The 13,996-nt window shown below is 63.7% G+C and carries 15 protein-coding genes; 10 read left to right on the forward strand and 5 right to left on the reverse strand.

The features are described 5' to 3' along the window. The first annotated feature begins 12 nt into the window (after positions 1-12). On the forward strand, positions 13-1,581 hold the full coding sequence (locus tag J4E58_RS23495; protein ID WP_087092819.1) for a SulP family inorganic anion transporter: 1,569 nt from the start codon (positions 13-15) through the stop codon (positions 1,579-1,581). A 132-nt stretch (positions 1,582-1,713) separates the two neighbouring features. Here J4E58_RS23495 and J4E58_RS23500 read toward each other — a convergent pair whose 3' ends face one another. After that, complete coding sequence (locus J4E58_RS23500) at positions 1,714-2,364, reverse strand: hypothetical protein (protein WP_053263242.1); 651 nt, start codon at positions 2,362-2,364, stop codon at positions 1,714-1,716. A gap of 372 nt (positions 2,365-2,736) precedes the next feature. Between J4E58_RS23500 and coxB the strand changes: the two genes are divergently transcribed. The 4 genes from coxB (at position 2,737) to J4E58_RS23520 (ending at position 7,067) form a co-directional block, all read left to right on the forward strand. Next, positions 2,737-3,864: a cytochrome c oxidase subunit II gene (gene coxB / locus J4E58_RS23505; protein ID WP_053263243.1), complete on the forward strand. Its 1,128-nt coding sequence runs from the start codon at positions 2,737-2,739 to the stop codon at positions 3,862-3,864. Positions 3,865-3,946: 82 nt separating this feature from the next. Continuing rightward, positions 3,947-5,548: a cytochrome c oxidase subunit I gene (gene ctaD / locus J4E58_RS23510; protein WP_009041514.1), complete on the forward strand. Its 1,602-nt coding sequence runs from the start codon at positions 3,947-3,949 to the stop codon at positions 5,546-5,548. Positions 5,549-5,597: 49 nt separating this feature from the next. Next, a complete protein-coding gene (locus J4E58_RS23515) occupies positions 5,598-6,152 on the forward strand; it encodes a cytochrome c oxidase assembly protein (protein ID WP_007924321.1) in 555 nt (184 codons plus the stop codon). Positions 6,153-6,179: 27 nt separating this feature from the next. Continuing rightward, entirely contained in the window at positions 6,180-7,067 is an 888-nt protein-coding gene (locus J4E58_RS23520; RefSeq protein ID WP_087092818.1) for a cytochrome c oxidase subunit 3, read from the forward strand. An 8-nt stretch (positions 7,068-7,075) separates the two neighbouring features. Here the strand turns inward: J4E58_RS23520 and J4E58_RS23525 are convergent, their stop codons facing one another. Further along, positions 7,076-7,279 carry a twin transmembrane helix small protein gene (locus tag J4E58_RS23525; protein ID WP_016703917.1) on the reverse strand — a complete coding sequence of 68 codons (204 nt, stop codon included), beginning with the start codon at positions 7,277-7,279 and terminating at the stop codon, positions 7,076-7,078. 69 nt (positions 7,280-7,348) lie between these two features. Between J4E58_RS23525 and J4E58_RS23530 the strand changes: the two genes are divergently transcribed. The 5 genes from J4E58_RS23530 to J4E58_RS23550 are packed head-to-tail and all read left to right on the forward strand — an operon-like array spanning position 7,349 to position 11,257. Further along, the gene (locus tag J4E58_RS23530) at positions 7,349-8,089 is read left to right on the forward strand and encodes an SURF1 family protein (protein WP_087092817.1); all 741 of its coding nucleotides are present in this window, start codon (positions 7,349-7,351) and stop codon (positions 8,087-8,089) included. Continuing rightward, positions 8,055-8,648, forward strand: a complete 594-nt coding sequence (locus J4E58_RS23535; RefSeq protein ID WP_007924315.1) for a hypothetical protein — start codon at positions 8,055-8,057, stop codon at positions 8,646-8,648. The genes J4E58_RS23530 and J4E58_RS23535 overlap by 35 nt, the downstream gene beginning before the upstream one ends. Before the next feature lie 10 nt (positions 8,649-8,658). Further along, complete coding sequence (locus J4E58_RS23540; protein WP_007924313.1) at positions 8,659-9,738, forward strand: heme A synthase; 1,080 nt, start codon at positions 8,659-8,661, stop codon at positions 9,736-9,738. Then, complete coding sequence (gene cyoE, locus J4E58_RS23545) at positions 9,726-10,625, forward strand: heme o synthase (RefSeq protein WP_053263249.1); 900 nt, start codon at positions 9,726-9,728, stop codon at positions 10,623-10,625. The genes J4E58_RS23540 and cyoE overlap by 13 nt, the downstream gene beginning before the upstream one ends. Then, positions 10,622-11,257: an SCO family protein gene (locus tag J4E58_RS23550; protein ID WP_009041520.1), complete on the forward strand. Its 636-nt coding sequence runs from the start codon at positions 10,622-10,624 to the stop codon at positions 11,255-11,257. Before cyoE ends, J4E58_RS23550 begins: the two co-directional genes overlap by 4 nt. A 189-nt stretch (positions 11,258-11,446) precedes the next feature. Here the strand turns inward: J4E58_RS23550 and J4E58_RS23555 are convergent, their stop codons facing one another. Genes J4E58_RS23555 through J4E58_RS23565 form a run of 3 tightly spaced genes read right to left on the reverse strand, consistent with a single transcriptional unit; the run spans position 11,447 to position 13,957 of the window. Next, the gene (locus tag J4E58_RS23555; RefSeq protein ID WP_007924308.1) at positions 11,447-12,220 is read right to left on the reverse strand and encodes a MetQ/NlpA family ABC transporter substrate-binding protein; all 774 of its coding nucleotides are present in this window, start codon (positions 12,218-12,220) and stop codon (positions 11,447-11,449) included. A 55-nt stretch (positions 12,221-12,275) separates the two neighbouring features. Further along, positions 12,276-12,950: a methionine ABC transporter permease gene (locus tag J4E58_RS23560; protein ID WP_007924307.1), complete on the reverse strand. Its 675-nt coding sequence runs from the start codon at positions 12,948-12,950 to the stop codon at positions 12,276-12,278. Continuing rightward, positions 12,950-13,957, reverse strand: coding sequence for a methionine ABC transporter ATP-binding protein (locus J4E58_RS23565; protein ID WP_007924306.1), 1,008 nt, complete (start codon positions 13,955-13,957; stop codon positions 12,950-12,952). Before J4E58_RS23565 ends, J4E58_RS23560 begins: the two co-directional genes overlap by 1 nt. Positions 13,958-13,996 lie beyond the last annotated feature (39 nt).

Consider the following 13,996-nt stretch of genomic DNA (forward strand, 5'->3'; position numbering starts at 1 on the left):
GGGAGAATCATCATGCGTGCAGCACAATTGAAAGCTGTTTTGCCACGGGAGCTGCTCGCTTCCGTGGTGGTGTTTCTGGTGGCCCTGCCCTTGTGCATGGGTATCGCCATCGCTTCCGGCATGCCGCCGGCCAAGGGGTTGATCACCGGAATCATCGGTGGCCTGGTGGTGGGCTGGCTGGCCGGTTCGCCCTTGCAGGTCAGCGGTCCGGCCGCGGGGCTGGCGGTCCTGGTGTTCGAGCTGGTACGCCAGCACGGTATCGCCATGCTCGGGCCGATCCTGCTGCTGGCGGGTTTCCTGCAACTGGTGGCCGGGCGCCTGCGCCTGGGTTGCTGGTTTCGGGTCACGGCGCCGGCGGTGGTCTACGGCATGCTTGCCGGGATCGGGGTGTTGATCGTGCTCTCCCAGGTGCACGTGATGCTCGACGCCCAGCCCCAGGCGTCCGGCCTGGATAACCTCGCGGGCTTCCCCGAGGCGGTGGCCCAGGCCTTGCCCAGCCTGGGCGGTGGCTTTGGCTGGCAGGCCGGGCTGCTCGGCCTGTCGACCATGGCGGTGATGTTCCTATGGGAAAAACTGCGCCCGCATTCGCTGCGCTTCATCCCCGGCGCCCTGCTGGGCGTCGGCCTGGCGACCTTTGCCAGCCTGGCCCTGGCGCTGCAGGTCAAGCGGGTCGAGGTGCCGGAAAACCTTGCCGAGGCGATCGACTGGCTGCGCCCGGCCGACCTGCTCAACCTGGCGGACCCGACGCTGCTGATCGCGGCCTTTGCCGTGGCCTTTATCGCCAGCGCCGAAACCCTGCTGTCCGCGGCCGCGGTGGATCGCATGCACAGCGGTACGCGCTCGGATTTCGACCGTGAACTGTCGGCGCAAGGGATCGGCAACATGCTCTGCGGGTTGCTCGGCGCCCTGCCGATGACCGGGGTGATCGTGCGCAGCTCGGCCAACGTCCAGGCGGGCGCGACCACGCGGTTGTCGGCGATCTTCCACGGCTTGTGGCTGCTGGCGTTCGTGCTGTTGCTGTCCAGCGTGTTGCAAAGCATTCCGGTGGCCAGCCTGGCGGGTGTGCTGGTGTACACCGGATTCAAGCTGGTGGACCTCAAGTCGTTCCGCAAGCTGGGTCGTTATGGGCCGATGCCGATGCTGATCTACGGCGTGACCGCGCTGGCGATTGTCTTCACCGACCTGCTGACCGGTGTGCTGATCGGTTTCGGCCTGACCCTGGTGAAGCTGGCCTGGGGCGCTTCGCGGCTGAAGATCAGCCTGGTGGACCTGCCCGCCGAAGGCGAAATGGAACTGCGCCTGGTGGGCGCCGCGACCTTCCTCAAGGTGCCGGCCCTGACCCAGGCGCTGGGCAGCATCCCGCCGGGCACCACGGTGCATGTGCCGCTCAATAACCTGGGCTACATCGACCATGCCTGCCTGGAGCTGCTCGAGGAGTGGGGACGAGCCAATGCGGCCAAGGGCTCGAAGCTGGTGATCGAGTCGCGCGGGTTGAAGCGCCGGCTGGAGGGGCGCTTGCACACCAATGTGGGCGTGAGCCCGGCCTCGAAGCTGGGGGCCAAAGGCCTGAGCCGGGCGTAAGTCTGTAGCCCTGTAGCCGCTGCCGAAGGCTGCGATAAGGTCCGAAGGGCCTTCAGCGCCAGTGATATCGCCGAGACCGTGCCGGTCGATCGCAGCCTGCGGCAGCGGCTACAGGGCCGCCACCTGCAATCCTCAGGCAGCCGGCTGGTCGAGCTCCAGTTCCACGCCCAGTTGGCGCGACAGGCACGGCCAGCGTTTCCAGGCGGCATCGGTGTCGGGGCTGTTGAGCTTTTCCCGGTAGGCCTCGACCGACTCCAGGGCGAAGCTCTCTTCGTCGAGCATCGCATCGACCGCATGGTGCACCGCTTGGTCCAGCTGGTTGGCGAAGGTTTCGCCGATCAACTGGTGGGCGATCAGGTTGGCCACCGTGGTGTCCAGGGGAATCAGCGGCTGGCCGAAATGGGTGATGTACAGGTCGTTGACCTCTTCCACCAGGCGATGGGCCAGATAGGCTTCGTCCAGCAGGCTGTCCAGGCCTTCGTGGCCGGCCATGATAGCGGGCGGCTGGAGGAAGAACTGCTCGGCGATCTTCAGCACCGGCTTGATCTGCGACTCGATACCGGCTTCGCGCGCGACTTCGTTGGCGGCGTCCAGCAGGTCGGGAACCTGATCGATATAAGCGGCGACAAAACGGGTCATCACCCCCTGGGCGTCCACTTCGGGGAGCTGGATGGCGGGGTGCAGGTGTGGCAATTGGGTTTCCAGCTGACGGCGCAATTGCCCGGTGCCGGACTCATGTTGATGGGCTCGTTGGATCTGCTCGCGCAATGCGGCGGTGTTCATGAATACTCCAGGAAACAAGGGCAATTAATTAGGGAAGACATAAGTTAGCCTGCTCACGAAATCGCTTAAGACGTATTTTTCATAATTATTTCATGGTTAGTCGTCTGGGTTATATCGCTTCGCCATCATTGATCCCCTATCCCTTTCCAACCGTGGCCTATAAGGCAGCGGCAAACTGTTTCAGTGGATTTACGGCACCGCGTTGCGAGGTCGAAGTCGCTGTCTATACTCGGGTCTGAATGAAGTTAGCTGATGACGCCCGACTGCATGCGCAGCGAAGGCTCGGCGGTTTAAGTTCGTAGTCTAGGCAGCCGCTCCCTTGGCCGCAGGTGCAAGCCGGCGGGATAACAAGAACGATAAGGGGAACCCGCAATGATGCGACATCCACAAGTCTGGATGGGCCTCCTGTTGTGGTCGGTATTCAGCCAGGCGCATGGCGCCTGGACCGTGAATATGGCGCCTGGAGCGACTGATATAAGTCACGCGGTATTCGACCTGCACATGACCATCTTCTGGATCTGTGTGGTGATCGGCGTCATTGTCTTTGGCGCCATGTTCTGGTCGATGATCCTGCACCGCCGCTCCACCGGCCAGGTGGCCGCCAAGTTCCACGAAAGCACGACAGTGGAAATCCTCTGGACCGTGGTGCCGCTGCTGATCCTGGTGGCCATGGCCGTTCCCGCCACCGCGACCCTGATCAAGATGTACGACGCCAGCGAACCGGATGTGGACATCCAGATCACCGGTTATCAGTGGAAGTGGCATTACAAATACCTGGGCCAGGACGTCGAGTTCTTCAGCAACCTGACCACTCCCGCCGAACAGATTCATAACCAGAGCGCCAAGGGCGAGCATTATCTGCTGGAAGTCGATCAGCCGCTGGTGCTGCCGATCGGCGCCAAGGTGCGCTTTCTGGTGACCTCCGCCGACGTCATCCATTCCTGGTGGGTTCCGGCCTTCGCGGTCAAGCGCGATGCGATCCCCGGTTTCGTCAACGAAGCCTGGACCCGGGTCGACAAGCCCGGCCTGTATCGCGGCCAGTGCGCCGAACTGTGCGGCAAGGACCATGGCTTCATGCCGATCGTGGTCGACGTGAAGACCCAGGCCGACTACGACACCTGGCTGGGCGAACGCAAGGCCGAAGCCCTCAAGCTCAAGGAACTGACCAGCAAGGAATGGACCCTCGAAGAACTGGTGGCCCGTGGCGACAAGGTCTACCACACCACCTGCGTGGCCTGTCACCAGGCCGAAGGCCAGGGCCTGCCGCCGATGTTCCCGGCGCTCAAGGGCTCGAAGATCGCCACCGGGCCGGTGGCGGATCACTTGAACATCGTCTTCCACGGCAAGCCCGGCACCGCCATGGCGGCGTTCGGCAAGCAGTTGTCGGAAGTCGACCTGGCAGCGGTGATCACCTACGAACGTAACGCCTGGGGCAACAACAAGGGCGACATGGTGACGCCCAAGGATGTCCTGGCTCTGAAACAGGCGCAAAGCAAATGACCCGGTCCATTGCGTGTTCCCGCAGCCGCTCGGGGCGTGCCGCCCTCGATCGTCCAGCCCAACCGTTTACAGGAGACAGGCCATGAACGCTGTGAGCGATGAACAGGGTCATGCCATCGTTGGCGATCACGACCACACCCACGGCCCCGCCAAGGGCCTGATGCGCTGGGTGCTGACCACCAACCACAAGGACATCGGCACCCTGTACCTGTGGTTCGCCTTCTCCATGTTCCTGCTCGGCGGCTCGTTCGCCATGGTGATCCGCGCCGAGCTGTTCCAGCCCGGCCTGCAGATCGTGCAGCCGGAATTCTTCAACCAGATGACCACCATGCATGGCCTGGTGATGGTCTTCGGCGCGGTGATGCCGGCTTTCGTCGGCCTGGCCAACTGGATGATCCCGCTGATGGTCGGCGCGCCGGACATGGCCCTGCCACGGATGAACAACTTCAGTTTCTGGTTGCTGCCGGCGGCATTCCTGCTGCTGGTCTCGACCCTGTTCATGCCCGGTGGCGGACCCAACTTCGGCTGGACCTTCTACGCCCCGCTGTCCACCACCTACGCGCCGGAAAGCGTGACCTTCTTCATCTTCGCCATCCACCTGATGGGCATCAGCTCGATCATGGGCGCGATCAACGTGATCGCCACCATCCTCAACCTGCGTGCTCCCGGCATGACCCTGATGAAGATGCCGCTGTTCGTCTGGACCTGGCTGATCACCGCGTTCCTGCTGATCGCGGTGATGCCGGTGCTGGCCGGCTGCGTGACCATGATGCTGATGGACATCCACTTTGGCACCAGCTTCTTCAGCGCCGCCGGCGGCGGTGATCCGGTGCTGTTCCAGCATGTGTTCTGGTTCTTCGGCCACCCCGAGGTGTACATCATGATCCTGCCGGCCTTCGGCGCCGTCAGCGCGATCATCCCGGCCTTCTCGCGCAAGCCGCTGTTCGGCTACACCTCGATGGTCTACGCCACGGCGAGTATCGCCTTCCTGTCGTTCATCGTCTGGGCGCACCACATGTTCGTGGTCGGCATTCCGCTGGTGGGCGAGCTGTTCTTCATGTACGCCACGATGCTTATCGCGGTGCCGACCGGGGTCAAGGTCTTCAACTGGGTCAGCACCATGTGGCAGGGCTCGCTGACCTTCGAGACGCCGATGCTGTTCGCCGTGGCCTTCGTGATCCTGTTCACCATCGGCGGCTTCTCCGGGCTGATGCTGGCCATCGCCCCGGCGGACTTCCAGTACCAGGACACCTATTTCGTGGTCGCGCACTTCCACTATGTGCTGGTGCCGGGCGCGATCTTCGGCATCTTCGCCTCGGCCTATTACTGGCTGCCGAAGTGGACCGGGCACATGTACGACGAAACCCTGGGCAAGCTGCACTTCTGGCTGTCCTTCATCGGCATGAACATGGCGTTCTTCCCGATGCACTTCGTCGGCCTGGCGGGGATGCCGCGGCGGATCCCGGACTACAACCTGCAGTTCGCCGATTTCAACATGGTGTCGTCCATCGGCGCGTTCACCTTCGGCGCGACGCAGATCTTCTTCCTGTTCATCGTCATCAAGTGCATTCGTGGCGGCCAACCCGCGCCGGCCAAGCCCTGGGACGGTGCCGAAGGGCTGGAGTGGAGCGTGCCGTCGCCGGCGCCGTACCACACCTTCACCACGCCGCCGGAAGTGAAATGAACAGCCTGGTGCGATGCTCGCTCGCCTCTGAAACAGCAGGAGGTTGCTGATGGCCGAGGTTTCGATGAAGAAGCTGGTCACCCGCCTGTTGCTGGTGGTGGCGGCGATGTTCGTCTTCGGTTTTGCCCTGGTGCCGATCTACGACGTGATGTGCAAGGCGCTGGGCATCAACGGCAAGACCGGCGGGCAGTATTCCGGTGAGCAGCAGGTGGATGTCTCGCGCCAGGTGCGCGTGCAGTTCCTGTCGACCAACGCGATCGACATGGTCTGGGACTTCTATCCCAAGGCCGACGACATCGTGGTTCATCCCGGCGCGGTGAACGAGATGATCTTCATCGCCCGCAATCCCAGCGACCGCCCGATGAGCGCCCAGGCGATCCCGAGCATTTCGCCGAGCAGCGCCGCGATGTATTTCCACAAGACCGAATGCTTCTGTTTCACCCAGCAAGTGCTGCAGCCCGGTCAGCAGATCGAGATGCCGGTACGTTTCATCGTTGACCGCGACATGCCCAAGGATGTGAAGCACCTGACGCTGGCTTACACGCTGTTCGATATCACCGCGCGTCATCCACCGGTGGCCGTGAGCACCAACACCGGCGGTTAAGACGGTGCCCGATAAGGAGAACAATAAATGGCAACTCATGAGCATTATTACGTTCCCGCCCAGAGCAAGTGGCCGATCATCGCCACGGTGGGCATGTTCGTTACGGTGTTCGGCCTGGCCACCTGGTTCAACGACCTCAAGGCCGCGCGCCCGGAATCCCATGGCCCGCTGATTTTCTTCGTCGGTGGCCTGTTGCTGGCCTACATGCTGTTCGGCTGGTTCGGCGCGGTGATCAAGGAAAGTCGCGCCGGCCTGTACAGCGCCCAGCTGGATCGATCGTTCCGCTGGGGCATGAGCTGGTTCATCTTTTCCGAAGTGATGTTCTTCATCGCCTTCTTCGGCGCGCTGTTCTACGTGCGCCATATCGCCGGCCCGGCCCTGGGCGGCGAAGGCAGCAAGGGCATCGCGCACATGCTCTGGCCGAACTTCGAGTTCGTCTGGCCATTGCTCGAAAACCCCGATTCCAAGCTGTTCCCGCCGCCCAAGGAAGTCATCAGCCCCTGGGGCCTGCCGCTGCTCAACACCGTGCTGCTGGTGAGTTCCAGCGTCACCGTGACCATTGCCCACCACGCCCTGAAGAACGGCCACCGCGGCGCGCTGAAAATCTGGCTGGCGCTCACCGTGCTGCTGGGCTGTGCGTTTCTCGGCTTCCAGGCCGAGGAATACCTGCACGCCTACCACGAGCTGGGGCTGACCCTGGGGTCGGGCATCTACGGCGCCACCTTCTTCATGCTCACCGGCTTTCACGGCGCCCACGTGACCATCGGCACGCTGATTTTGTTCGTGATGCTGATGCGCATCATGAAGGGCCACTTCGACGCCGAGCATCAGTTCGGTTTCGAGGCGGCCAGTTGGTATTGGCACTTTGTCGATGTGGTGTGGATCGGCTTGTTTGTCTTCGTCTACGTGCTCTGAGCGCGGCGTTACCAGGGCGCGTGCGATACCAACTGGCCGCTGAAGAAACCCCAGGCGATCAAGCCGACGGTGAGCGCGGCCAGGCACACACGAACGGTCAGCGACCTGACCAGGCGATGGGAGCTGCTGTCGTCCTTGACCAGAAAGAACAGGCCGCTGAACAGGCTGATGAGCGTGGCGATCAGCAACAGGACGATGGCCGCTTTAAGCATGGTGGGCTCCGGGAGAAACGCGATGCGCTTGAGTATAGCCAGTCGATCTCGCCACTTTCGGGCGCTGCCATGAACGGTTTTCGTCCGGGCGTGCTGCCGACCCTGGTGGTGTTGGCGTTGCTGCCGGTGCTGGTGACGCTCGGGTTCTGGCAACTGGGGCGGGGCGAACAGAAGCGCGAGCTGCTGGCCAGCTACGCCGAACGGCGGGTGGCCGAGCCTTTGACCGTGGATGAGCTGCAGGTTGCCCCTGATCCGACTTTCCGCCGGGTGCAATTGCATGGTCGCTTCGATGCGGCCCACAGCCTGTTGCTGGATAACCGCATGCATGAAGGCAAGGTCGGGGTCGAGCTGCTGCAACCCTTTCTCGACCAGGCCAGCGGCCAATGGCTGCTGCTCAACCGTGGCTGGCTGCCCTGGCCGGACCGGCGCACGCCACCCGCATTCAGCACCCCGGAACAGTTCCTGAGCCTCGATGCCTGGGTCTATGTCGCCCCCGGCGCGACCTTTCAACTGCACGCCGACCCACTGAATGCCCAGTGGCCGCGGCTGGTGACGACGATCGATCCGGCCAGGCTCTGGAGCGAACTGGGACGCAGCGGTTTTGCCTACGAGCTGCGCCAGGAGGCTGGTCCGGGCGCCTACATGACCGAATGGCCGGTGGTGGCCATGGGGCCGGAAAAACACCTGGGCTACGCCGTGCAGTGGTTCGCCATGGCGCTGGCCCTGTGCGCTTTGTACCTCTATCTCGGATGGCATAACGCAAGGGAGAAACACCATGGGAGCGGCCATGAATCCACCCAACATTTCTGAGGCCCAGGCGCCGCATAACCGGCGCCGCGGACGCTGGCAGCTGCTGCTGATCGTGGCCATGGTGATCGGCCCGATGATCCTCGCCACCGGCATGTACAAGTTGCAGTTCTGGGTGCCGGAAAGCCGCAGCTACCACGGCGAGCTGATCGGCAACGGCCAGAGCCGCGCCGATATCGGGGTCCAGGCCGACGAGACGCGCTGGCAGATCCTGGTCACCGCGCCCAGGGACTGCGCCGTGGATTGCCAGCAACTGGTGTACCTGGCGCGGCAGATCCAGATCTCCCTCGGCCGCGACGCCTCCCGGGCCAGCCACGCCCTGGCCGCCGCCCAGCCGCTGGGCGCCGACTACCAGGCCAAGCTGCAACGCGAATACCCGCAACTGCAACGCTACCCACTGGACCTGCCGACCTTCACCAAGGGCGCCAGCGACCAGGGTGCGCCGCTGCTGTGGATCGTCGACCCGCACGGCAACCTGGTCCTGCGCTACGACGCCCGGGTCAAGGGCAAGGACCTGCTCAACGACCTGCGTCATCTGCTGAAACTGTCGAACATCGGATAAGGGCATCGTCATGGCCAAACCTGGATTTCGCCTCGCCTTGTTTGCCACCTTGCTGGCGCTGATCGTGGTGCTGCTCGGTGCTTATACCCGGCTGACTCACGCTGGCCTCGGCTGCCCGGACTGGCCGGGTTGCTACGGTTTCATCAGCGTGCCGAAAAGCGAAGCCCAGCTGGCCCATGCCGAACTGCATTTTCCCGACACCCCGGTGGAAGCCCACAAGGGCTGGAACGAGATGATCCACCGCTATTTCGCCGGCACCCTGGGCCTGTTGATCGTGCTGCTGGCGGCACGCTCCTGGACCCACCGGCATCATCCCGGGCAACCGCTGAAACTGCCGCTGTTCCTGCTCTCAGTGGTGTTCGCCCAGGCCTTGTTCGGCATGTGGACGGTGACCCTCAAGCTGTGGCCGCAAGTCGTCACCGCGCACCTGCTGGGCGGCTTCGCCACCTTGAGCCTGCTGTTCTTGCTGACGCTACGGCTGTCCGGGGTGCTGCCGGCGCTGATCGTGCCGCGGCGCCTGCAATACTGGGCCACGGCCGGGCTGGTGCTGGTGATCGGGCAGATCGCCCTGGGCGGCTGGGTCAGCTCCAACTACGCGGCGGTGGCCTGCATCGACCTGCCGACCTGTCACGGCCAGTGGTGGCCGGCGGCGGATTTCGCCAATGGCTTTCACCTGACCCAGCACATCGGCCCCAACTACCTGGGCGGGCAGCTCGACAGCGACGCGCGCACGGCCATCCATCTGACCCATCGCATCGGCGCGTTGCTGGTGACCCTGGTGTTGCTCGGCCTGGCCTGGCAACTCAAGCATGTGGGCATGACCCGCCTCGCCGGGCTGGTGCTGGTGGCGCTGGCGGCGCAGATCGGCCTTGGCATCAGCAATGTGCTGTTCCACCTGCCGCTGCCGGTGGCTGTGGCGCATAACGCCGGCGGCGCTGCGCTGCTGCTGACCCTGGTGCTGGTCAATTATCACGCCCGCACCAGCTTGGTCCGCGCCCGCTCGCACCTGCCGCTGGGCTGGCGCCTGAGCCCGCGCAAACACGCCGCCGGGCCCATAACCATAAAAGGAGAGATGCCATGGCGACTCTGATCGGCGAGCGTCACAGCCAGGCGATCTGGCGTGACTACCTGGAGCTGACCAAACCCAAGGTGGTGGTGCTGATGCTTATCACCTCGCTGGTGGGCATGTTCCTCGCCACTCGCGCCGGGGTGCCGTGGACGGTGCTGGTGTTCGGCAACCTGGGCATCGCCCTGTGCGCTGGCGCGGCGGCAGCGGTGAACCATGTGGTGGACCGGCGGATCGATGCAGTCATGGCGCGCACCCACAAACGGCCGCTGGCCGAAGGCCGGGTGTCGCCGGCGGCGGCGCTGGGTTTCGCCCTGCTGCTGGCCATCGCCGGGCAAGCCTTGCTGCTGGCGTTCACCAACCCGCTGACCGCCTGGCTGACCCTGGCGTCGTTGCTCGGTTATGCGGTGATCTACACCGGTTTCCTCAAGCGGGCGACCCCGCAGAACATCGTGATCGGCGGCCTGGCCGGGGCCGCGCCGCCGCTGTTGGGCTGGGTCGCGGCCACCGGCCATGTGACCGCCGAACCGCTGCTGTTGGTGCTGATCATCTTCGCCTGGACCCCGCCGCACTTCTGGGCGCTGGCCATTCACCGCAAGGAGGAATACGCCAAGGCCGATATCCCGATGCTGCCGGTGACCCATGGCGAGCACTACACCAAGGTGCATATCCTGCTCTACACCTGCGCCTTGCTGGCGGTCAGCCTGCTGCCTTATGCGATCCACATGAGCGGCATGCTTTACCTGATTTGTGCCCTGGGCCTGGGCGCGCGCTTTCTGCAATGGGCCTGGGTGCTGTACCGTGGCAGTCGGCCGCACGCGGCGATCAACACCTTCAAGTACTCTATTTATTACTTGTTCCTGCTGTTTATCGCCCTGCTCGTAGACCACTACCTATTGTTGAACCTATGACTCGAACTCAGAAAACCGTCTTTATTCTCGTGGCGCTGGTGGCCCTGGTGCTGGGGCTCACCGTCAACAAAGTGCTGACCGGCAAGAACCAGGGGGACCCGACCGCGTTGATCGACGCCGGGATCATCCTGCTGCCCCAGAGCCGCAACCTGCCGGATGTGAAGATGACCGACCAGGAAGGCCAGCCGGTGGTGCTCAATGAGCTCAAGGGCAAGTGGAGCCTGCTGTTCTTCGGCTACACCTTCTGCCCGGACATCTGCCCGACTACCCTGGCCCAGCTGCGCCAGATCAAGAGCGAGCTGCCCAAGGAGGCGGTGGATAACCTGCAGGTGGTGCTGGTCAGCGTCGACCCGAACCGCGACACGCCGCAGCAGCTGAAACAGTACCTGGGTTATTTCGACAAGGACTTCAAGGGCCTGACCGCGACTTCGGTGGCGGACGTGCAGAAACTCGCCAACGCGGTGAGCATCCCGTTCATTCCGGCCGATACCAGCAAGCCCAACTACACCGTCGACCACAGCGGCAACCTGGCGGTGATCGGCCCGGACGGCACCCAGCGCGGCTTCATCCGCGCGCCGCTGAACAACCAGAAACTGGTGGCCCAGCTGCCGGTGATGTTGCAGCGCAAGTAACCCGGGACGCCTGAATCCTGTAGCCGCTGTCGCAGGCTGCGATAAGGCGCGTAGCGCCTTCCGAGGGCCTCAAGAACACGTCTCCTGCGGAGCCGATCGCAGCCTGCGGCAGCGGCTACAGGGAACTCGGCAGGCAACTGAAACGAAACGGGGCGCCTCAAGGCGCCCCGTTTGTGTTTCTGCAACCGATCAGAACGCCGGTACCACGGCGCCTTTGTATTTCTCGAGAATGAATTGCTTCACCTCGGGGCTGTGCAGGGCGGCAACCAGTTTCTTCATGGCGTCCGAGTCCTTGTCGTCAGGACGGGCCACCAGGATGTTCACGTAAGGCGAGTCCTTGCCTTCGATCACCAGGGCGTCCTTGGATGGGTCCAGCTTGGCTTCCAGGGCGTAGTTGGTGTTGATCAGCGCCAGGTCGACCTGGGTCAGCACGCGCGGGATGGTCGCGGCTTCCAGCTCACGGAATTTCAGGTCCTTGCTGTTCTCGGTGATGTCTTTGACCGTGGACAGGATGTTGTTGGAATCCTTGAGCTTGATCAGGCCGGCCTTGGCCAGCAGCAGCAAGGCACGGCCGCCGTTGGTGGCGTCGTTGGGGATCACCACGTTGGCGCCGCCCGGCAGCTCTTCGAGCTTCTTGAACTTGTTGGAGTAGGCGCCCAGCGGCTCCAGGTGCACGCCGGCAACGCTTACCAGGTGGGTGCCCTTGGCCTTGTTGAACTCATCCAGGTACGGCTGGTGCTGGAAGAAGTTGGCGTCCAGGCGCTTTTCCGCGACCTGCACGTTCGGCTGGATGTAGTCGGTGAAGACCTTGACCTTCAGGTCCACGCCTTCCTTGGCCAGCGCCGGCTTCACGAATTCGAGGATCTCGGCATGAGGCACCGGAGTGGCGGCCACAGTCAGGGTGTCAGCGGCGTGCGCGGAGAACGCGGCAACGGCGGCGAAAGCGACGAGTAGTTTTTTCATCCAGCTAGCTCCTTGTGAGGCGCCCGGTGCCGGACGCCTGCCGGCCAGGGCCGACTTATTTTCGGGAAAAGTGCACCACCAGCTTGTCGCCGACGGTTTGCAGAACTTGAACCAGCACCAGCAACAGCACCACGGTGACCACCATCACATCGGTCTGGAAGCGCTGGTAACCGAAGCGGATCGCCAGGTCGCCGAGACCGCCCGCGCCTACCACGCCCGCCATGGCGGTGTAGGAAACAAGGGTAATCGCTGTCACGGTAATTGCCGCGAAAATACCCGGACGGGCTTCCGGCAGCAGGGCGTTGGTGATGATCTGCCGGGTGGTCGCGCCCATGGACTGGGTGGCTTCGATGATGCCGCGGTCCACTTCGCGCAGGGCGGTCTCCACCAGGCGAGCGAAGAACGGCGTGGCGCCGACCACCAGGGGCGGGATCGCCCCGGCGACACCCAGGGAAGTACCGGTGATCAGCACGGTGAACGGGATCATCACGATCAGCAGGATGATGAACGGCAGCGAGCGCAGGATGTTCACCAGCAGCGACAGCAGGGCGTAGAGGCTCTTCTGCTCCAGCAGCTGGCGCGGGCTGCAGAGGAACAGCAGCACGCCCAGGGGCAGGCCCAGCAGCACGGTGAACAGCAGCGAGCCACCGAGCATCAGCAGGGTGTCGCCGGTGGCCAGCCAGATTTCGTACCAGTCGATATTGGCGAAGAAACTTGTCAGCAGCTCCATTAGCGCAGCACCTCCATGTGGACATCCGCCGCGGTGAAGTGGGCGAAGGCCGCCTCCATGTCACCACCGGTGATAGCCAGGGTCAGTTGCCCGTAAGGGACGTCTTTGATGCGGTCGATGCGGCCGGCGAGGATGCTGTAGTCCACCCCGGTTTCGCGGGCCACGGTGCCCAGCAGCGGCGCGTAGGTGGCGTCGCCCTGGAAGGTCAGGCGCACGATGCGGCCCGGCACGTGGGCGAAGTCGTCGCGCTGTTCGCTTTCGTCGATCTGCTCGTCTTCCTGGACGAAACGCTTGGTGGTCGGGTGCTTGGGATGCAGGAACACCTCGGCCACCGACCCCTGCTCGACGATCACCCCGGCATCCATTACCGCCACCTGGTCGCAGACGCGACGGATCACGTCCATCTCATGGGTGATCAGCACGATGGTCAGCTTCAGTTCACGGTTGATCTCGGCCAGCAGCTGCAGGACCGACGCGGTGGTCTGCGGGTCCAGGGCGCTGGTGGCTTCGTCGCACAGCAGGATCTTCGGCTTGGTCGCCAGGGCGCGGGCGATGCCGACGCGCTGCTTCTGCCCGCCGGACAGCTGGGCTGGGTATTTCTTGGCGTGATCGGAAAGACCGACGCGGGCCAGCAACTCGGCCACGCGCTGGTCGATCGCGCTGCGCGACAGCTCGCCGGCCAGGGTCAGCGGCAGCGCGACGTTGTCGGCCACGGTCTTGGAGGCCAGCAGGTTGAAGTGCTGGAAGATCATCCCGACCTGCTGGCGGAAGCGACGCAGGCCGTTGGCGTCCAGGGCGGTGACTTCCTCGTCGTCGACGACGATCTTGCCGCCGCTGGGGTTTTCCAGACGGTTGATCAGGCGCAGCAGGGTACTTTTGCCCGCGCCGGAATGGCCGATCAGGCCGAATACCTGGCCGTTCTCGACCTTCAGGCTGGTCGGATGCAGGGCGGGAATATCCTTACCGGCGACCCGGTAGGTTTTATGGACGTTTTGAAACTCGATCACGTAGCGAACCTTGTGGGGCGCGTTAGAAAAGGATCAGCG

It is taken from the genome of Pseudomonas sp. FW305-25 (assembly GCF_017351415.1).
GTDB classification, from domain to species: domain Bacteria; phylum Pseudomonadota; class Gammaproteobacteria; order Pseudomonadales; family Pseudomonadaceae; genus Aquipseudomonas; species Aquipseudomonas chlororaphis.